The 21250-nt window shown below is 46.6% G+C and carries 20 protein-coding genes; 2 read left to right on the top strand and 18 right to left on the bottom strand.

The window, feature by feature from the left end:
* Window positions 1–207: 207 nt before the first annotated feature.
* From ACYZ97_RS00455 to ACYZ97_RS00425, 7 genes are all read right to left on the bottom strand, one after another.
* A complete protein-coding gene (locus ACYZ97_RS00455; protein ID WP_473299371.1) occupies window positions 208–933 on the bottom strand; it encodes an outer membrane protein in 726 nt (241 codons plus the stop codon).
* A 237-nt stretch (window positions 934–1170) separates the two neighbouring features.
* Window positions 1171–1887: an outer membrane protein gene (locus tag ACYZ97_RS00450; RefSeq protein WP_473299369.1), complete on the bottom strand. Its 717-nt coding sequence runs from the start codon at window positions 1885–1887 to the stop codon at window positions 1171–1173.
* 191 nt (window positions 1888–2078) lie between these two features.
* Window positions 2079–2699 carry a ribonuclease D gene (locus tag ACYZ97_RS00445; RefSeq protein ID WP_473299367.1) on the bottom strand — a complete coding sequence of 207 codons (621 nt, stop codon included), beginning with the start codon at window positions 2697–2699 and terminating at the stop codon, window positions 2079–2081.
* A 2-nt stretch (window positions 2700–2701) separates the two neighbouring features.
* Complete coding sequence (locus tag ACYZ97_RS00440; RefSeq protein ID WP_473299366.1) at window positions 2702–4090, bottom strand: M20/M25/M40 family metallo-hydrolase; 1389 nt, start codon at window positions 4088–4090, stop codon at window positions 2702–2704.
* A gap of 61 nt (window positions 4091–4151) precedes the next feature.
* Complete coding sequence (gene mutM, locus ACYZ97_RS00435) at window positions 4152–5024, bottom strand: bifunctional DNA-formamidopyrimidine glycosylase/DNA-(apurinic or apyrimidinic site) lyase (RefSeq protein WP_473299364.1); 873 nt, start codon at window positions 5022–5024, stop codon at window positions 4152–4154.
* Between the two features lie 202 nt (window positions 5025–5226).
* Entirely contained in the window at window positions 5227–6468 is a 1242-nt protein-coding gene (locus tag ACYZ97_RS00430; RefSeq protein ID WP_473299363.1) for an aminopeptidase, read from the bottom strand.
* A gap of 129 nt (window positions 6469–6597) precedes the next feature.
* Window positions 6598–7380 (bottom strand): cell wall hydrolase, encoded by a 783-nt coding sequence (locus tag ACYZ97_RS00425; protein WP_473299362.1) that lies wholly within the window; start codon window positions 7378–7380, stop codon window positions 6598–6600.
* 190 nt (window positions 7381–7570) lie between these two features.
* On the opposite strand from ACYZ97_RS00425, the gene ACYZ97_RS00420 reads away from it, so the two are divergent.
* Window positions 7571–8719 (top strand): hypothetical protein, encoded by a 1149-nt coding sequence (locus tag ACYZ97_RS00420; protein ID WP_473299360.1) that lies wholly within the window; start codon window positions 7571–7573, stop codon window positions 8717–8719.
* Here the strand turns inward: ACYZ97_RS00420 and phoB are convergent.
* The 8 genes from phoB to gshB form a co-directional block, all read right to left on the bottom strand.
* On the bottom strand, window positions 8716–9399 hold the full coding sequence (phoB, locus tag ACYZ97_RS00415; RefSeq protein ID WP_473299358.1) for a phosphate regulon transcriptional regulator PhoB: 684 nt from the start codon (window positions 9397–9399) through the stop codon (window positions 8716–8718). The genes ACYZ97_RS00420 and phoB overlap by 4 nt on opposite strands.
* A 31-nt stretch (window positions 9400–9430) precedes the next feature.
* On the bottom strand, window positions 9431–10144 hold the full coding sequence (phoU, locus tag ACYZ97_RS00410) for a phosphate signaling complex protein PhoU (protein WP_473299356.1): 714 nt from the start codon (window positions 10142–10144) through the stop codon (window positions 9431–9433).
* A gap of 23 nt (window positions 10145–10167) precedes the next feature.
* Entirely contained in the window at window positions 10168–10926 is a 759-nt protein-coding gene (pstB, locus tag ACYZ97_RS00405) for a phosphate ABC transporter ATP-binding protein PstB (protein WP_473299355.1), read from the bottom strand.
* Between the two features lie 68 nt (window positions 10927–10994).
* The gene (pstA, locus tag ACYZ97_RS00400; RefSeq protein ID WP_473299353.1) at window positions 10995–12287 is read right to left on the bottom strand and encodes a phosphate ABC transporter permease PstA; all 1293 of its coding nucleotides are present in this window, start codon (window positions 12285–12287) and stop codon (window positions 10995–10997) included.
* Window positions 12284–13741 carry a phosphate ABC transporter permease subunit PstC gene (gene pstC, locus ACYZ97_RS00395; protein ID WP_473299351.1) on the bottom strand — a complete coding sequence of 486 codons (1458 nt, stop codon included), beginning with the start codon at window positions 13739–13741 and terminating at the stop codon, window positions 12284–12286. Before pstC ends, pstA begins: the two co-directional genes overlap by 4 nt.
* A 55-nt stretch (window positions 13742–13796) precedes the next feature.
* Window positions 13797–14846, bottom strand: a complete 1050-nt coding sequence (locus ACYZ97_RS00390; protein ID WP_473299349.1) for a PstS family phosphate ABC transporter substrate-binding protein — start codon at window positions 14844–14846, stop codon at window positions 13797–13799.
* Window positions 14847–14998: 152 nt separating this feature from the next.
* Window positions 14999–15532 carry a hypothetical protein gene (locus ACYZ97_RS00385; protein ID WP_473299347.1) on the bottom strand — a complete coding sequence of 178 codons (534 nt, stop codon included), beginning with the start codon at window positions 15530–15532 and terminating at the stop codon, window positions 14999–15001.
* A 46-nt stretch (window positions 15533–15578) separates the two neighbouring features.
* Window positions 15579–16517 carry a glutathione synthase gene (gene gshB / locus ACYZ97_RS00380; protein WP_473299346.1) on the bottom strand — a complete coding sequence of 313 codons (939 nt, stop codon included), beginning with the start codon at window positions 16515–16517 and terminating at the stop codon, window positions 15579–15581.
* 84 nt (window positions 16518–16601) lie between these two features.
* Between gshB and ACYZ97_RS00375 the strand changes: the two genes are divergently transcribed.
* Window positions 16602–17354, top strand: a complete 753-nt coding sequence (locus ACYZ97_RS00375) for a molybdopterin-synthase adenylyltransferase MoeB (RefSeq protein WP_473299345.1) — start codon at window positions 16602–16604, stop codon at window positions 17352–17354.
* Window positions 17355–17384: 30 nt separating this feature from the next.
* Here the strand turns inward: ACYZ97_RS00375 and ACYZ97_RS00370 are convergent, their stop codons facing one another.
* The 3 genes from ACYZ97_RS00370 to ACYZ97_RS00360 are packed head-to-tail and all read right to left on the bottom strand — an operon-like array spanning window position 17385 to window position 21225.
* Complete coding sequence (locus ACYZ97_RS00370) at window positions 17385–18998, bottom strand: ABC transporter ATP-binding protein (protein WP_473299343.1); 1614 nt, start codon at window positions 18996–18998, stop codon at window positions 17385–17387.
* Entirely contained in the window at window positions 18995–20128 is a 1134-nt protein-coding gene (locus ACYZ97_RS00365; protein ID WP_473299341.1) for an ABC transporter permease, read from the bottom strand. Before ACYZ97_RS00365 ends, ACYZ97_RS00370 begins: the two co-directional genes overlap by 4 nt.
* Complete coding sequence (locus ACYZ97_RS00360) at window positions 20128–21225, bottom strand: microcin C ABC transporter permease YejB (RefSeq protein ID WP_473299339.1); 1098 nt, start codon at window positions 21223–21225, stop codon at window positions 20128–20130. Before ACYZ97_RS00360 ends, ACYZ97_RS00365 begins: the two co-directional genes overlap by 1 nt.
* Between the last annotated feature and the right edge of the window lie 25 nt (window positions 21226–21250).

Here is a 21250-nt window from a genome sequence, read left to right as displayed (position 1 = left end):
AGGTAACAAACCCGGTCCCTGCAGCGCTTGCATCATGCATCAAGCTGCGCGCAAGGCCGGGCAACTAATTCGTATAATAGCGATGAGACAATATAAATTCATGGTCATGCTTTTACAGAACCAAAAAGACAAAGGAAACTGTTTTTTAACAGACATAAATAAAAAAAGCCCCGCAATAATTGCGGGGCTTTCATTCCAATCAAAAAATCAGAATTTATAGGCAACGCCAAGACGCAGATCGTTGGTCTTGTAATCGATATTGTATTTTACGTCATCGCCTTTGAAATCCTTATCGCCATAATCACTAAAGCGATATTCTCCGCGAAGAATAACATTATCAGTCAATGCATAATCAAGACCGGCACCTAAGGTATAACCGACCATTGTCTTATCATCGCTTGTACCTGCAACCTTAACATTATTGCGATAGATGCCGGCATCGGAATCAACCTTTGCATAAGCCAAACCACCGGCAACATAAGGCATCCAGCGATCAGCAGCATAACCGGCACGGATACGTGTTGCACCGGCCCATTTTTCTTCCATACTGCCATGTACACTGCCATTGACGGCTCTCAAGCTGTCGCTGTCACCTTCATCAAGATCAGACCAGGTAAAATCCTGTTCCAGACCAAGAATAATATTGTTCTGCAGGTCATAGTTAAAGCCGGCATAAATACCACCCATAAAACCTGACGGATCAGGAGAGACCGATTTGCCAAGACCATCCTGATAATTACGTCCCTTGACATCGACGTCCGTAGAAGCCCAGCGATAACCGATTTGACCACCGGCATAAAAACCCTGCCATGAAAACATAGGAGCAGCCATACCAGGAGCCGGATCATAGGACTGGACAACGTCTGCAGCCTGTGCGCCTGAAACGCCAACAGCGCCCAATACAGAAGCAACGAGAAGTGATTTCAATTTCATTTACTTAAACTCCATCAATGAAAATTGGATTGCCATCACCTTAAAAAGAGGAAAGTTAATGCAAGGTAACCTTTTCATCGCGCGACACATAAAAGTGCTGTTTCAAAACCTTTTTGAGGCTTTTCCATACAACACGGTAAAGAATTGGTTAACGAAAAACGATGCCGAAAATACAATTTGCCAAATAAAAATGGCGGGTCAAAGACCCGCCATTCCAATTAACCAATCTGGATCAGATTAGAACTTATAAGCAACGCCGACGCGAACGTCATTGGTCTTATAATCAACTTTATATTTGCCGTTATCGGTGCTGTAGCTTTCATCACCATAATCAGTAAAGCGATATTCACCACGCAGGATAACATTGTTAGTGATGGCATAATCAACACCGGCACCAAGTGTATAACCTACAAAAGTATCGCTACCGCTCTTCGACAACCTGTCAACCTTAACATTATTAAGCGTTGTACGAACACTTGAATCAAGATCGGCATAAGCAACACCGGCTGCAAAATAAGGCATCCAGCGATCAGCGGCATAACCGATACGGGCACGTGTTGCACCGGCCCAGTTTTCTTTAACCTTGCCGCGAACCTTCATACCGTTGCTGTAGGAAGTGCTGCTTGAGTCATCAATATCAGCCCAAGTGAAGTCCTGTTCGATACCAAGAATGATGTTGTTTTGCAGGTCAAAGTTGTAACCGGCATAAACACCACCCATGAAGCCTGATGGATCAGGAGAGAATGTTTTTCCAAAATTTTGAGTACGGGCTTTAACATCCGTATCAGACCAACGACCACCGATCTGGGCACCAATATAGGCACCCTGCCATGAGAATACAGGGGCAGCCATAACCGGAGCAGGCTCAGGTGACTGGATAATGTCGGCGGCTTGTGCGCCTGTGGTAGCAATCATAGCAACAGCAGATGCGGCAATAAGATATTTAATTTTCATTTTTCTACTCCATGCAAAGGAACTTGCGATTGAGATGAATATAATCCTTACCTAAGAAAATACTGTAGTAAAAATATCACAACGATGGGAATCCGTTTTTAGCAACCCTAGCAGAATATAAAAACCCATAAAAACGATACGTAACTATTTGTTTCTATTGGATTAACGATTCAATAACCATAAAGCATCACTCATGCGTGAGCAAAAATATCGGTCTCCGGCCAGCCTGAAATATCAAGCTGGGCACGCATGGGAAGAAAATCAAAACATGATTTTGCCATTTTTTGCCGACCTTCACGTTCCAATCTTTGTTCCAGTACATCTTTCAGACGATGCAGATAAAGAACATCACTGGCTGCATATTCAAGTTGTGCCCGGGAAAGCGTCTCGGCCGCCCAATCAGATGACTGCTGCTGTTTGGAAAGATTAACATCCAGCAATTCATTACATATGTCCTTCAGACCATGTCGATCGGTATAGGTGCGCGTCAGCTTGGATGCGATCTTGGTACAAAAAACGGGTGAGGCCATGATACCGAATGTATAAGCCAGCACAGCCAGATCAAAACGCCCGAAATGGAAAATCTTGGTAATGGAACGATCTTTCAGCAAAGCTTCCAGATTAGGTGCCTTTTTTTGTCCCTTAGCAATCTGGATGACATCCGCAGTACCATCACCAGATGAAATCTGCACCACACACAAACGGTCACGATGGACATTAAGCCCTAACGTTTCGGTATCAATAGCAACACTTTCAACCTGATAACGGGAAAGATCAGGCAAATCGCCCTGATGAACACGGATATCCGTCATAATTATTCTCCTTTTCCAGCAAGTTTTGCCAGAATACGCGCCCATGAGCGCTGCCCTTTATGAAATGAAGTCAGATTATATTTTTCATTGGGAGAATGGATAGCATCATCCCCCAGCGCAAAACCGACAAGCACCGAATCCATTCCCAATATCGACTTGAAATCGCCAACAATCGGGATCGAACCGCCAGAAGCCGTCAAAATACCTGCTTTTGGCCATTCATCACTCAATGCACTTTTTGCCGCCAATATATAAGGCGAATCATAATCGAGCTGAATAGCCGGTGAAGCCCCGTGATCTATAAATGTAACCGAACAATCCGAAGGAATTTGCGCTTTAACAAAAGAGCGGAATGTATCGCGGATTTTCAATGGTTCCTGCTTATGCACCAGCCGAAAAGAAATCTTGGCCGATGCCCGGGCCGCGATCACAGTCTTAAATCCATCCCCTTCATAACCGCCGGAGATACCGTTAACTTCCGCTGTCGGGCGCGCCCATGTCAATTCTAATATATCGCGTCCCTCTTCGCCGGCAGGGTGCGAAAGCCCAATGGGAGACAAAAAGCTTTGTGCTGATTCACCCAACTCTTTCCATGATTGCAAAACCTGTCGGGGTGTTTCCTCTACCCCGTCATAAAAACCAGGCAAAGTTACCCCTCCTTTATCATCATGCAAATTAGCAATGATCTTGGAAAGAATATGAACGGGATTAGCCGCCGCACCACCATAATAGCCCGAATGGAGGTCTCGATTGGCCGCCTTGACAATCACCTCTTCACCAACCAGACCTCGCAATCCAACTGTAATTGATGGCGTATCGCAATCCCACATATTGGTATCACAAACAAGCGCAATATCAGCCTTCAGCTCATCCGCATGCGCCTCCAAAAAAGGTTTGAGCGATGGCGAGCCGGATTCCTCCTCGCCCTCGAAAAGAATAGTCACCTTAACCGGCAGACAACCTGTCTCCTGCTTAAAGGCGCGACAAGCCTCGACAAAGGTCATCAGCTGTCCTTTATCATCCGATGCGCCCCGCGCGCTGATAATCTTTACACCATCGCGTTCTTTAACTTTGGGGTCAAAAGGATCATCCTGCCATAATTCTAAAGGGTCAACCGGCTGGACATCATAATGGCCATAAAAAAGGACATGCGGACAATTATCCGAAGGTCCTTCATGATGGGCAACAACCATCGGATGACCGGCTGTATCACGACGTGACGCCGTAAAACCGATCTGTACCAATTGCTCCACCAGCCAATCCGCGGTCTTACGACAGTCATCCTTATAAGCAGGATCTGTCGAAATGGAACGATGCCGCAATAATGCAAAAAGCCGCTCCAGACTTTCATCAAAATTATTATCGAGACGGGAAAGGACTTTTTCAATCATGATAAACCTCACTTATCCACGTGACTTTACGGATGGATACACAATTTGCAAGCCATGATGATTATTTTTGACATACGTCACAATAAAAGGTCGAGCGTCCAGATTGTACAATCCGTTTAATCGGGTTGCCACAACAAGGACAAGGTTCATTTTCACGGTCATAAACACTAAAATTATGCTGAAAATAGCCCAAACTGCCATCGGCATGGACATAATCCTTCAAAGATGAACCACCGGCATGGATCGCATCGGCAATGACGGAGCGGATATGGGTAGCCAGATTATCAGCTTTTGCATGCACGGTTTTCGAAGAACCCGCCAAAGTCTGCGCCGGGCGTTGCGGTGAAAGCCGTGCACGCCATAAAGCCTCGCAAACATAAATATTGCCGAGTCCTGCAATAATCGATTGATCTAAAAGTGCAGCTTTAAGCGGCGCTTTCTTATTCTTAAATGTCTGTTGCAGATAATTGCCATCCAACATATTGCCTGTTGGCTCTATCCCAAGCTTTGCAAGCATAGGATGATCCATTAATTGGCCGGTTGCCCATAAAAGCAAAAAACCGAACCGGCGCGGGTCATTATAAATGACATCAAGGATTTTACCCGCTTTTCCAACCTGCATGATAAAATGGTCGTGGACGGCAAGCTTGCCTTTAGGATGATAATCGATTGCCAAAGGCCTATCTTCTATACGCCATGAACCGCTCATACCAAGATGACTGATAAGTGTCTGGTCACAATCAAGATGGATCAGAAGGTATTTTGCCCGCCGTTCAATCGCTATGATTGTCTGCCCCTGCAATGTCTCTGCAAGACCATCAGGAAATGGAAAACGTAAATCAGCACGATTAAGCTTAACCTTCTCAATGATGGCACCTTCAAGTACGGGCTCTAATCCGCGCCGCACGGTTTCAACTTCAGGAAGCTCAGGCATTTATATATATACCACAGGGAATATTCATAATTTTTCAACCATTCTGCGTCAATAATACATTATCGCATACCAGCGCTGACCACGGATGTACTGGCAGCAATGGAAAACGGAAGGTCGGGACCCCCCGACCTTTTTGTTTTATATCCTGCAATTATCAAACACGACAAACCACCCGTTGAAATGATTGCATCAAATCTATAAATCAGGCCCATTCTCCTTTGCGGAAAACCGGTACTTTAGAGCCATCTGATTTAATACCGTCAATATCGATTTCACCCGAACCTATCATCCAGTCAATATGGATCAAGCTTTTATTGCCTCCACGCTTGGCAATCTCATCAGGAGACAGATTGGCGCCATTCAAAAAACATTTTGAATAACATTGCCCCAATGCAATATGACAGGCGGCATTCTCATCAAAAAGCGTATTATAAAATAAAAGGCCGCTTGCAGAAATCGGTGAAGAATGCGGGACTAAAGCCACTTCGCCTAGACGGCGGGCGCCTTCATCCGTGTCCAACACCTGATGAAGGACCTGCTCACCCTTGGCGGCGCGGGCCTCGACAATACGCCCACCCTCAAAACGCATTTCGATTTCGTCAATTAAAGTCCCCTGATGCGACAAAGGCTTGGTCGAATGGACATAACCGTCAACACGCATTGCATGTGGCGTCGTAAAGACCTCCTCCGTCGGGATATTGGGATTACAGACAATACCGTTCTTGGCTTTGGATGCCCCCCCATGCCATTCATGCTCATCGGCAAGACCAACTGTCAGATCGGTATCTGGACCGGTAAAATGCAGACTAGCAAAACGCTGGTCATTGAGCCAACCTGAACGTTTCTTCAGATTGGCATTATGCGCCGCCCAGGCAGCAACCGGATCATCATTATCGACACGGGATGCTGAAAAAATGGCATCAGCCAACATTTTCGTTGCTTCGATTTCAGAAAGATCGGGAAACATCACCTTGGCCCAACTTGGATTGGGATAGGAAACAATATTCCAATTAATATCAAAACCGGCAATTTTCTCCAAAGCCGGCTGATAAGCCTTAGAGGTTGCACGATTGACACGAGAAACCTTATTCGGATCTTGTTGTGATAAAAGTAATGGATTGTCTCCTGCAACCGCAAGGCGCGCCGCACCATTTTCAAACGCCTTGGCCATACCTTCATAAAGCCAGCCGGCTGCTTTGTCGAAACTTTCCTCAGAACCATTTTCAAAACGTGCCAGAGACAAAGCTTCGTCCCCAAAAAAAGGGGTAACCACTCCGGCTCCGGCTTTATAGGCATGATGGGCAATCCGGCGCACCAATGGCAGAGCGGCAATTGGTGCCGTTAAAACCAGATCCTGACCTTGCTGCAGCCCCAGACCAACCTTCACGGAAATTTCTGCCAAACGGTCGAGTTTTACCGAATCAATTATATCGTGCGTGCTCATTCTATTTCCCTTTAAAATTACAAATGCCGTACCTCTATCTATGTAATCATGCAGCTATTTGAAAGATGGAAATAAAAAAAGCCGGTCTCCTTATGGAAAACCGGCTTTGACAGTAGAGTCATAAAATAATCAGAACTGGCCTTGTTCCTGCGCCAACAACAAGGCGGCAATCTCATCCTTCTTGCCTGCCGATGATGATGCATAACCAACCATGATCGGCGTCGCATCCTGTGGCTTGGACATTGGCGTCGGGGTATAATCAGCCTGCGCCACCATAGTCGGTGCTGCCGCTTCAACCGATGGTCCCTGCATTACCAGTGACATTGATGGCAAACCCATCTTTTTATCCTGCGCATAGGCAAGGGCTACATTATACTGGCTATCATTGACCGGCTGCTGCAATTGGCCGTCACGACCACGCTTTTCATAGAATGTATTACCACCGGCAACTCGTACATAATGCATATTCTTGTAAGGGAAAGAATAGCCGACTGTATGGAAGAACATGGCACTCTTGACCTTCTTGTCACGCTCACCGCGCAACACCGCATCAGCCGCTTCTCTAACCCGGGCGACAGATGCTTTTTCTGTCATCGGCTTACTTAATACACCCGGTGCAAACTGATTTTTCTGGCCGACAACACCACAAATCGTGTCAGGATAGGCTGAAGAATTAACGCGGTTCATGACCACCGTACCGACAGCGATCATACCTTCACGACTTGAACGGTTGGATTCAAAATACATAACGCGCTCAAGACACTGACGCTCTGATAAAGGTACATTACGGCCATTGCCGATCAAGGATCTGCTTTTATTGGAAGCGCACCCCGTTACCAGAAGCGTTGCAGCAAGCACGATAAAAAGCCCGCTTATCTTGAAGTATCGAAAAAAATCCAGCGTTTTGACCATATCGCTCCATCTGCCGATAAAGCCGGCAGGCCCGTAACCCTTGTTTCATCATCGGCTGTCATTTTATAATTGCAGCCTTGTTTCTATCTCTTCTAAGGGTAAAAGTTTAAGAAGCTGTTAATCTATGATTCGAACTGATTATCCACCTTCACAAACCAAACATGACAAAAGTTTGCAAAGGCAATGACACATGAAAATCATCGCAACTTTAATCGTCTTTCTGGCTCTTTCGAATTCTGCATCCGCACAAGAACAGCAGAAGCCTAATTTTTTCCAGCATCCTGAAATCCGTTGGTGGATCTTTAATGCTTCAAGCTATACGCCTCTTTTTTACGACCGCAACACCTTCCAGCGCATCAACGATAGCCAGATTGAAATCAAAACATTTGGTATATCTTCAGACTATTTAGAATTAACCGGACCAGGCTGGCAGGATACATTTCAAATGAAATACAGAATCGACTGCAACATCCCGCATAAAATGACTATTCTCGAAGGGTTTGCAACCATGCATGAATATGAGAAAAATCCTGACGAGAGCAAGTATCATTTTTATCATCAATTCCATAACGCCGAGAATGTTGCAGTTCCTGAGACCGACAGCAGCCCCTATCGCAATTATGAAGATAAAGATGCGGATGAACATGGCGCAGCATTTTTATGTGGCGCAAAGACAGAAAACACCATGCTACCAATTGAACGTGATCCACTGGAATATGCCTATCTGCATGACATACTTACGCAAGACTCTTATGAAGTAGGGAGCCAAATTCCTGAAGACCCATATATTATTTTGCATCATGCCAAAAGCAAGAACGATAAAAAGATGATCGCTACCTATTTGCGCAAAACATTTAAAGACAATGAAGAATATATTACCAGCCTACAAACAGATGCCGATACCCTTCTTGATGCCAATTATCATCATGAGAACTTCGCCACAGTTTTTACCAATATAAAATGGGAGCCTACCACACCAAAATGGCAACAGATCACCAACGAGGATATTAATCGCCAAACAATGTTTGTCGACATGCATACACATAAAACAAACAGAGAAAATTTTATTCTGTTCTATCTCAAAACTGTCACACGAGAAGCAACGCCCGCCGAAGGCAAAGGAGGACTTCCGCCATCCACATTGATTGAACAAAGACAGATAGATTGCAATAAAAAGCTCATCAGCTATTGGCCACAATCAGCCCTTACACGAGACAAGAATGGCTACATTATCGAACAGGCCGTACACATCACAAATCTGGATGAAAACATGCTGGACGACGGCTATATTCTACCCGTGGATAAAATCGCGTCCCTTATATGTCCGCAACGCCCCTAACCGAAAGCATAACCGGTACCGCGTACAGTGCGAATTAAGTCCTGATCACCCTGATTGATGACGCTGCGCAAACGACGTATGTGGACATCAACCGTGCGCTCATCGACAAAATTGTCGTTGCCCCAGACACCATCCAAAAGCTGGGCACGCGAATAGACGCGCCCTGGCGCACGCATAAAAAATTCAAGCAGACGGAACTCTGTCGGCCCCAAATGCAATTCATCCCTGCCACGAAAAACCTTGTGGCTTAACCGGTCCAATACAAGACCATGGACTTCCAATCGATCAGCCAGCATATCGGGACAGCTGCGCCGCAGTAACGCTTTGATGCGCGCCAACAATTCGGCCATCGAAAAGGGCTTGACCATGAAATCGTCAGCGCCGACATTAAGACCGCGTATGCGTTCATCCTCCTCGCCACGGGCCGTCAACATCATGATAGGCAAGTTTCTGGTTTCCTTGCGATGACGCAACCGACGGCAAAGCTCAATGCCGGAAAGCCGCGGCAACATCCAGTCCAGTATCAACAGATCAGGAATATTATTGTAAAGCTCGAGTTCTGCGTCCTCTCCATCATCAATGGTCTGGACAACATATCCCTCTGCTTCCAGATTATAACGCAAAAGCGTGGCAACTGCCTCTTCGTCTTCCACGACGGTAATTACCGATTTACGCTGCATAATCTGTCATCCTGCCTATGCTGCCTTCAAGTCAGGCATCATCCGCTTTAATTTCATGGCTATGATCATCACGCGGACGCTCATTATCCAGATAATCGCCCGTGATTATATAGTGCAATGTCTCGGCAATATTTGTAGCATGATCACCGACGCGCTCGATATTCTTGGCGCAAAAAAGCAGATGCGTACAAGCGGTAATATTATGCGGGTCTTCCATCATATAGGTCAAAAGTTCACGAAATAGCGACGTATACATGGCATCGATTTCGTTATCGCGTTCACGCACACTATCAATTCTTTCCAGCGAGCGGCTTGCATAGGCATCGAGCACTTCCTTGAGCTGATTCAAGGCGAGGGTCGAAAAAGCTTCCAGCCCGCGGTAGAACGTTACAGGCTGCCGAACTTCAGAAATAGTCACCGTACGTTTGGCAATATTTTTACCCATATCCCCAATGCGTTCCAGATCGGCAGAAATACGGATGGCACCGATAATTTCACGCAAATCCACCGCCATAGGCTGACGTTTGGCGATAATGGCAATCGCTTTTTCATCAATTTCACGCTCGGCGATATCCAGTATTTTATCTTCTTCAATAACTTCGGTCGCAAGCGTCAAATCATCATTGATAATTGATGTGACCGAACGTTCGATCATCCGTTCCGCATGCCCGCCCATTTCGGCAATACGGGCTTCAAGGTCTTTTAATTCATCATCAAATGATCGTACAATATGATTGGTAGACATCTTAATCTCCTTATAGCAGCAGCTTAACCAAAGCGGCCGGTAATATAATCCTGTGTGCGCTGTTCTTTAGGTGCGGTGAAGATCATTTCAGTCTCCCCCATCTCGACCAGATTACCAAGATGGAACATGGCCGTATATTGTGATACACGTGCCGCCTGCTGCATCGAATGAGTGACAATCACAATTGTATAATTTTGTCGCAAATCATCAATCAGCTCTTCCACTCGCGCTGTTGCGATCGGATCAAGCGCCGAACAAGGTTCATCCATCAAGATCACTTCCGGTGAGACAGCAATGGCACGCGCAATACATAAACGCTGTTGCTGACCGCCTGATAAACCTGTACCGGTATCATTCAAGCGGTCCTTGACCTCTTCAAACAGACCGGCACGGGTCAGGCTCTGCTCGACAATAACATCAAGATCGGCTTTATTTTTAGCCAATCCATGAATACGTGGACCATAAGCGATGTTTTCATAGATCGACTTGGGAAAAGGATTGGCTTTCTGGAATACCATCCCCACACGTGCACGCAACTCCACCACATCAATTCTAGGATCATAAATATCCTCATCATCCAAAGTGATAAGACCGGTAACCTTGGCACCTTCAATCGTATCATTCATGCGATTCAAGCAACGCAAAAATGTTGATTTCCCACACCCTGACGGGCCAATCAGTGCCGTGACAGCATTCTCAACGACATCAAGATTAACCCCATGCAACGCTTCCTTCCCGCCGTAGAAAACCTTTACATCCTGTCCACGCATCTTGATATTCATTATATTATTCCTCAATTTCACACTGCATTATCTTATCCAAAAATCATAGACTTTCGGAAAATGCCTATTTACCAACGTCTTTCAAAATGGCGCCGCAAAAATACAGCTGCAATATTCATCACAGCCAGAAACAGCAACAACACAATAATGGCGGCAAAAGCCCGTTCGCCATAAGCCCGTTCAGCTTCCCCTGCCCACATATAGATTTGTACAGGCAAGGCTGTTGCCGGATCACCCGGCGTCACCGGCATATTGGCTACAAAAGCCACCATACCAATCAACAGCAAAGGAGCTGTTTCACCCAAAGCCTGTGCTAAGCCGATAATTGTACCGGTCAAAATACCCGGTATTGCCAAAGGCAAGACATGATGAAATATCGTCTGGGTTTTAGATGCACCAAGTCCAAGAGCCGCGGCACGAATAGAAGGCGGTACAGCACGCAAGGCGGAACGGGTCGCAATAATAATCGTTGGCAAAGTCATCAAGGTCAGCACCAAACCGCCAACAATCGATGCCGAGCGCGGCAAATGCATGAAATTGACAAAAACCGACAAGCCCAAAAGGCCAAAGACAATCGACGGCACTGCAGCCAGATTATTGATATTGACCTCAATCAGATCGGTGAAGCGATTTTTATGCGCATATTCCTCCAGATAGATCGCAGCTGCAACACCAATAGGAACAGAAAGCAGTAAAACGGTCAACATCATATAGCCAGAGCCGATCAGGGCAACGGCAAGACCGGACGTTTCGGGACGACTTGAAGCTGCATAGGTAAAAAGCCCTGTATTGAAAGCTTTATAAAGCACACCTTCATGGCTGAGTTTGTTCATCCATTGAACCTGTTGGTCGGAAACCTTACGCCTGCTTTCATCCACCGAGAGATCAATCTGTCCCTTATAAGCGGAATCAATATTGGCTGCCGCCAGCACCTTGATAGTCTGTGTTGTCCCAATCAATGTGGGATCACGCATAACCATATCAAGCAGTTTCTTGCGCACACCTGCCGAGAACATATGATTAACGGCACGCAATCCCTGACGGTCGTTCATCGAAACACCCAGTTTCTCGGCCAAAGCATTACGCACCAGCAAAGGATAATTGGCTGTAATGAGAACATTCGGCTTAGTAGCGCGCTCACCTTTAGGATCAATCACTTTTTCATCCAGATGCACCGAGAGTGTCATGGTTGTCTGGGTAAAACCCGAATAACCGGAAGAAACAACCGAACCAATCAATACAGCCAGAAAAAACAAACCGATACCAATGGCCGCAATACCATAAGCACGGAAACGACGTTCGGCACGATAGCGACGTTTGAGGCCGATATCGCGGCGCGGCTTTTTTTGAACCTCACTCATTCATATTGCTCCCGATACTTACGTACAATGTATAGTGCAAACATATTCATCAATAGGGTCAGCACAAAAAGTGTCATGCCCAATGCAAAAGCAACCAGTGTCTGCGGTGAATTGAACTCAAGATCACCGGTAATCTGGCTTACAATCTTGGCAGTAATCGTTGTCATATCCTCGAACGGATTAAAATTAATGCGGGCGGCGGCACCAGCTGCCATAACAACAATCATGGTCTCGCCGATGGCACGTGAGGCCGTCAACAGCAAGGCGCCGACAATACCGGGAAGAGCGGCAGGCATAACAACCTTTTTAATAGTTTCCGATTGTGTAGCCCCAAGCCCGTAAGAACCGTCACGCAACGCACGCGGCACGGCCGTAATAATATCATCCGAAAAAGATGAAACGAAAGGAATGAGCATAATCGCCATGACCAGACCGGCCGTCAAAACACTACGCTGCATGATAAACCCTTGCCCGCCGGCAAGCGCTATGGATATTTCCTGTAGGAACGGCCCGACAATCGCCATCGCAAACAAACCATAAACAATGGTCGGTATACCTGCCAAGACCTCCAATAGTGGTTTGACAATGGCTCTTAAACGACGGGAGGCATATTCGGACATATAAACGGCCGAAAACAAACCGATCGGCACGGCAAACAGCATGGCAACAAAAGCGATATACAACGTGCCAAGCAAAAGCGGAAACAGACCAAACTGACCGACTTCACCACCCGAGCCTGCCGCGGAAAATCGTGGATCCCAAACCGTACCGAAAAAGAAATTGGAAAGCGGCACCGCGTTGAAAAAATGAACCGTCTGAAACAGCATCGACAGCACAATGCCGATCGTTGTAAAAATAGCGATTACCGAAGCTGTCACCAGACCCCAGACCACCATACGCTCAACATTGTTACGCGCGCGTTTGCGGCTGCCAATCTGGATATAGCCAATTCCAAATCCGATCAGTGCAATCACACCGGCCATCAACGCGCCGATCCACTTCAGTTCATCAATCAGATAACCAAGGGAGTAAGCGACGAAAACCGAACCACTATAAGCACCTTGTGGAAGAAACACCCCATGCGCAATCAAATTGGTGCGAACATTCTCATACGTATCATAACGCTGGCTTTCCGGCAGGGTGGCGGCAAAAGGCGCCAGACGATGGATAGCATCCAGTGAAACATTCTTATTGACCGGTGACCCGTCGGCCTCAACCGCCGGAATTTGATGACTGGCCTCATATTCAACATAGATAGAAGAACCAATCGACCACAAACCCAGAAAAATAACCGATGGTACAACGCCCAGCAGAAAAGTCCACCAGCCATAATAATGTGGTCTGGAATGCATTCTACCCGAAGCTGCCTCAATACGGTGCGCTTTAAAACGCGACAAGCTAAAGCCGGCAAAACCTAGAACAACAATAAAAATAACAACAAACGACAAGAACATATTCACGACCAATAAAAAGACCGCCGTATATGACTATACGCCGGTTTATTTCGTATTATTTATTCAACTGCATCACAGTACCTTTTTCAAAAGCGGCACGCTGGGCGTCCCGCTCTTTATCGGGTGCAGCAACCAGACCATATTCAGCCAAAGGACCTTCCGGACCAATCATCTGGTCAGACAAGAAAAACTCGACATACTCTTTCAAACCCGGCACCGAACCCAAATGGGCTTTTTTAACATAGAAAAAAAGAGGCCGGGAAACCGAATATTCACCAGCCGCAATGGTTTCTGTAGAAGGCTTAATGCCGGCAATTGTTGCTGCTTTCAACTTGTCGGCATTATTTTCATAAAAAGCCAGACCGAACAAACCCACGCCGGTCTTATTGGCATCAATACGCGCCAATGTCTCGGCATAATCGCCATCGATATCAACAGCCTTGCCATCTTTTCGCACGGCAACACAAGCGGTTATAACAGCCTTGTCATCAAGGCCTGATGCTTGCAAAGCTTCAAAAGCACCGCTTTTCTTACAGCCGTCTATCATCAACTTTTCTTCAAATACTTCACGCGTGCCATGTTTTTCGCCAGGAATATAGACCGTAATGTCCCAATCAGGCAACGCACTGTTGACTTCATTCCACTTGGCAACCTTGTTGGGCTGTAATTTACCATCAATAACGACTTGGGCGGCCAAGGCCTTATAAAGATCAGCTGGCTCCAATTCCCAGTCCGGCCCATTGATATCGGTGGCCAAAACAATGCCGTCATAACCGATACGCACCTCTTCAATCTGCGTGACGCCAGCATCAAAGCATGACTTAAGTTCACTCTTTTTCATCGCACGTGATACATTGGCAATATCAGTCGTATTGTCACCGATACCACGACAGAACTCTTTAATACCAGCACCGGACCCGCCGGATTCAATCACCGGAATTTTAAAATTCGGATAGATTTCACCAAAAGTTTCCGCTACGATCTTGGCATAGGGAAAAACAGTGGAAGAACCGGATATCTGAATCTGGTCGCGGGCGACAGCAATATCGGTTGAAAAAGCTGCACTGAGTGTCAAAGCGGCAAGGCTTATGAGCAATCTGTTCATCCATCGAATTCCTTATCGTCACTGGATCAACTTGAAGATTCCGGAATATCCAGATATCACCTTCTATTTATGTCCGTTATGTTACCGCTCTATGACATCTATATTACAGTTTCATGACACACGACAATCTATGGGCTGTATTCTCCCCTGCATTAAATGAAATAGCTGTCTTCTTGTGGAAGCGTGAAAATATGTGCACAAATCAGGCTGCCTAACCAAGCCAAACCGGTCGCTATAAAAATAGTTCTTTCATAAGCCGGTAATGGTGTCGGAATGTCACGATCAGCAGCCATAGCAATACTGCCATCAAAGTAAAACCATGCCGTAAAACCCAAATTGACCATAACCGAAGGCACAAACATGATAAGAAACATCTTTATCATTGCTGCCGAGATTGAAATATGAAGTCTGTTATTTAACCGGCGCTGAGCCAGAATTTCTACAGCATGCACAATAGCAAAGACCAAAGCTGAAACAGCGAAGACAATGGCCACACAGAAAGACGATTCCAAATTCATAATGACTATCGGGAAAACCAACCCGCCAGCCAAACCCCATAAGCAAGTAAATAACAAGATAAGACCAGCACCCCCGCCCATCATCGTGATACGGCTTTGCGCGACACCATAACCGATACTCAACATTAGGCCGAGAAAAAATAAACCCAACAGGATTGAACCAATCATTGTTTCTTCTTTCGCCTTACCCGAAAAGTCTGCAACTTTTCGGGGCTCAAACGATGCGCTTCTTTTCCACACAGTCCCAGAAAAGGGCGGTGATATCGGTGCCGTCAAAGCGTTTGATTTCGCGCAAACCTGTGGGTGATGTCACATTGATCTCGGTCATATAGTCGCCGATCACATCGATGCCGACCAGAATAAAACCGCGCGCTTTCAAAGAAGGGCCAATACGGGCACAAATTTCTTTTTCACGTGTTGTCAATGCGGTCTTTTCCGCCCGTCCGCCGACATGCATATTGGAGCGTGAATCTGTTTCTGCCGGCACACGGTTGATCGCACCAGCCGGTTCTCCGTCAATTAGGATAATACGCTTGTCACCGCCACGCACTTCGCTCAGATAACGCTGGACAATAAAAGGTTCGCGATACATGGCTTCGAACATTTCCAACAAGGATGTCAAATTGCGGTCATCTTTTTTGAGATGGAAAACACCGGCACCTCCATTGCCGTAAAGCGGCTTGATAATAATCTCGCCATATCGAGCGCGGAAAGCATGGACCTCTTCGACATCCTTGGTAATCAGTGTTTCCGGCATCAAATCGGCAAATTCGGTGACAAAAATCTTTTCAGGTGAATTGCGCACCCACATCGGATCATTGACCACCAGTGTTTTGGGGTGAATACGCTCCAATATATGGGTTGTTGTTATATAGTTCATATCAAAAGGTGGATCCTGACGCAGCAATACGACATCCATTGTCGATAGATCCGTGCGCACCGGCGCGCCCAAAGTAAAATGATCACCCTCAACATCACGAACCTGCAATGCCTCCAGCCTTGCTGTAACCTTACCATCCCATAAGGACAGACGATCCGGCGTATAATGATAGAGTTCATGACCACGTGCCTGCGCTTCAAGCGCTAGCGCGAAGGTCGTATCTCCTTTGATATTGATAGTCGAGATATGATCCATCTGAATGGCGATTTTCATGCCTGTATATTCCTATCCAAGTTAGGGCTTTTCATCGTCTTGATGCCCATCTAAATATAAAGTGAATATGACAAGGGTTGAGACATGACGCAAGCCGATAAAAAATTGAATGAGCATGAAATAGAGCGTTATGCACGCCACATCATCCTGCCGGAGATAGGTGGGGCCGGACAACAGAAGCTTAAAGCAGCACGCATTCTGGTTATAGGTGCCGGTGGGCTGGGCAGCCCCATATTAGCTTATCTGGCGGCAGCCGGTGTCGGTACATTGGGTATTGTCGATGATGATATTGTCTCGCTCTCCAATCTTCAGCGCCAGATTATCCACGCCACCTCATCCATTAATCGGCCAAAAACCGAAAGTGCAGCAAAAAGTATAGAAGCGATCAATCCGCATGTGATTGTCATTCAACACCATTGCCGTCTTAATGAAAACAACATCCAGCCTATCATTGCCGATTATGATATTATTGTTGATGGCAGCGATAATTTCACCACCCGCTATCTACTGGCCGATCAATGTGCCAGCGCGAAAAAAACACTGGTAAGTGGAGCCATTGGCCGCTTTGATGGCTCGGTGACTGTTCTCAAACCTTTTGAAAACAACAATCCATCCTATCGTGATCTTTTCCCTGCTCCGCCGCCGCAAGGGCTCGTTCCGACCTGTGCCGAAGTCGGCGTTATCGGTGTTCTGCCCGGCGTTATCGGCTCCCTTCAGGCCATGGAAGTGATCAAACTCATATGTGGCATCGGTGAACCGCTGATCGGCCGCCTGCTTCTTTATGACGGCCTGAATACCCGCTTTGATATTATCCACTACAAACGCCAGACAAACTAACGCTACCACGTCATCGTGACACCACAAAATTTATGATGGCGTGACAGTCTTGATATCAAAAGCCGCTGCCAACAGAGCTTTGGTATAATCGGTCTTCGGCTTGGCAAATAATTTTGCAGCTGGGCCATATTCGACCATCTCGCCATTACGCATAACCAGTAGGTCGTTGGCCAATGCTTTGACCACTTTCAGATCATGACTGATAAAAAGATAAGCGAGATTGTGCTTTTCCTGTAAACGCCGCAACAAATCAACAACCTGCGCCTGAACACTCATATCAAGTGCCGAGGTCGGTTCATCCAGCATGACAAATTGCGGATTGAGTACCATAGCACGGGCAATGGCAATACGCTGACGCTGACCACCGGAAAATTCATGCGGATAACGGTGGCGTGTTTCCGGATCAAGCTCGACTTCTTCCAATGCCGCAATAACACGTTCGTCACGGGCCTCCCATGACAATTGCGGTTCATGAATCTGCAAACCTTCAGCAATGATTTCACCTACCGACATACGTGGAGACAAAGAACCAAAGGGATCCTGAAAGACAATCTGGATATGACGGCGCAACGGCCGCATTTGGCTGAAGCTGTATTGATCAATCGACTGGCCCTTGAACAATATACGCCCTTGCGACGAAATCATGCGCGTCAATGCCAGACCCAATGTTGTTTTACCCGATCCGGATTCACCCACGACACCCAAAGTCTGACCGGCACGAAGCGTGATATCGATATCGTTGACCGCCTTGATATGACCAACCGTCTTGCGTAGAAAGCCTTTCTTGATCGGGAACCACACCCGCATTTTCTGACCTTCAAGTATCACCTGCGCCTCTTCATCCACTTTTGGCGGATTGCCTTTAGGCTCGGCAGCCAAAAGCTTTCTTGTATAGGCATGACGCGGATTATTAAAAATTTCTTCCGTGCGACCATGCTCGACAATCTCGCCTTTGGTCATAACGCAGACACGATCGGCAATACGCCTTACAATGCCCAGATCATGCGTGATAAAAAGCATCGCCATATTGCGTTCTTTTTTCAAACGGTCGAGCAATTCAAGAATTTGCGCCTGCACAGTGACGTCAAGCGCCGTTGTCGGTTCATCTGCAATTAGCAATTTCGGATTGTTGGCCAAGGCCATAGCAATCATCACGCGCTGCCTCTGCCCGCCTGACAATTCATGAGGAAAAGATTTAAGACGCTTTGCGGCCTCGCGGATACCAACCTGTTCCAGCAATTCAAGGGTTCGTTTTTCAGCCGCCGCCTTTGAAAGCCCCTGATGGAGCCGTAAAATCTCGCCAATCTGCTTCTCAACCCTATGCAGTGGATTGAGCGAGGTCATCGGCTCCTGAAAAATCATGCTGATGTCGGAACCACGTACTTTGCGCAATTGATCTTCACGCGCATGTAAAAGGTCCATACCTTTAAAATCGATTTCGCCTGAAGGATGGGCGGCCATCGGATAGGATAACAATTTCAAGACAGAAAGTGCCGTCACCGATTTTCCCGAACCCGATTCACCTACCAAAGCCAGTGTTTCGCCGGGATGAATATCAAAAGAAACGCGGTTGACAGCCAAACTAGTTTTACCATCCTGCGTAAAAGTAACAGACAGATCCTTGACGGAAAGAAGCGTACTCATAGGAAAGTCTTTCTCGGATCAAAGGCATCACGGATTGCCTCGCCGATAAAGGCCAGCAATGAAAGCATGATGGCAATTGTCAAAAAGCCGGTAATCGCAATCCAGGGCGCGGTGATATTATTGGTTGCCTGTCGCATGACTTCACCCAATGACGCGGAGCCCGGCGGCAGACCGAAACCGAGATAATCAAGCGAAGTCAACGCCGAAATACCCATCGTCAGCAGAAAAGGCAGATAGGTCAACGCTGCCACCATGGCATTGGGCAGCATATGACGGATCATGATTGTACGGTTGGAAACACCCAATGCACGCGCCGCATTGACATATTCAAAATTGCGCGCGCGCAAAAATTCGGCACGTACAACCCCCACCAAGGCCACCCAGCTGAATAAGACCATTATCGTCAACAACACCCAGAATCCTTGCGTCAAAAGTGCCGCCATAATGATAATCAGATAAAGTGAGGGAACAGACGACCATATCTCGATAATGCGCTGCATGAAAAGATCGACCTTGCCACCGAAATAACCCTGTACTGCACCCGCAGCAACGCCAATAATGGCTGAAAAGAAGGTCAATATAACCGTAAAAATAATCGAAACACGAAACCCATAAAGAACACGGGCAAAAAGATCGCGTGTCTGGTCATCGGTGCCTAACAGATTCCAGTTGCCGAATGTGCAATCCGGATCATTTATGCCCTGTTTATAAAGTTCGCAGCGCTCAGCCTTGGTCTGCAACCAGAAAGGCGGCGTCAAAGCACGAGTATTCTCGCTTGGCGTATTATAAGAATAATGGATTGGCGGCCAGATCGCCCAGCCATCTGCTTTAATCTTATCGGCAATGAATGGATCACGAAAATAGGCAACCGCCAATTCACCACCAAATTTTTCGTCCGGATAATCGAATAGGACAGGGAACAGCAATTCTCCCTTATAGGAAGCGATAATCGGCCGGTCATTGGCAATAAATTCTGCACCAAACGAAAACAGACATAAAAAAATAAAAATCCACATCGACCACCAGCCGCGACGATTTTTTTTAAAATTGCGCCAGCGGCGTTGATTGAGCGGTGTCAAAAACGGCCGTTTTATCTTTTTAACCGGCGTTGAAAGAATTGCCTCGCTCATCACACATCCCTTTTTTCAAAGTCGATACGCGGATCTACCAATGTATAGGTGAGATCAGAAATAAGATTAACGACCAGACCGATCAGCGAGAAAATGAACAATGAACCGAAAACAACCGGATAATCGCGGCTGACAATAGCTTCAAAACCCAATACGCCAAGACCATTGAGTGAAAATGTTGTCTCGATCAAAAGCGCTCCGGCAAAGAAAGAAGAAATAAAGGCCGAAGGAAAACCGGCGATCACGACCAACATGGCATTACGGAAAACATGGCCGTAAAGAACCGACTTTTCGCTCAGTCCCTTGGCACGCGCCGTCACCACATATTGTTTGCGGATTTCTTCCAGAAAGCAGTTTTTGGTCAATAATGTCGTTGTCGCAAAAGACGAAATCACCATTGCTGTCAAAGGCAATACCAAATGCCAGAAATAGTCGAGTATCTTGCCTCCCCATGATAATTCTTCAAAATTGTCTGAAGTCAAATGCGACAAAGGAAACCAATCAAAAAATGACCCGCCAGCAAAAACGACCAGAAGCAGGATACCGAATAAGAAACCCGGAATGGCATAACCGACAATGATCAGACCACTTGTCCACACATCAAAGGCAGAGCCGTCTTTGACAGCCTTGCGGATACCGAGCGGAATGGAAATGGCATAAGCCAGCAACAATTGCCAAAGTCCCAATGATATAGATACCGGCAATGCATCCTTGATCAAAGCGAGAACCGAGCGTCCTTTAAAAAAGGATTGACCGAAATCAAAGCGCATAAAATCGCCAATCATCTTGAAATAACGTTCCAAAGGCGGCTTATCGAAACCGAACTGCTTTTCCAAAGCCGCAATAAAGCGTGGATCCATACCACGCGCGCCACGATATTGGCTGTCACCGGCACCAATAGCTTCAGCCGAAATCCCCATATCGCCGCCGCCGCCGGTAACATTCCCCAAAGCGCCGGTTCCTGTTCCTTGCAGTTGTGCCACAATAGTTTCAACCGGTCCGCCGGGCGTAAACTGGACAATGATGAAAGTCACGGTCAAAATACCGAGCATGGTTGGAATAATCAATAATAAACGGCGCAGAATATAGGCACCCATTATGCGTCTTCCTTATCCATCAGCG

Source organism: Bartonella sp. bp_1 (genome assembly GCF_055808085.1).
The sequence above is the reverse complement of the archived record's forward strand: the minus strand, read 5'-3'. Positions and strand labels throughout refer to the sequence as shown.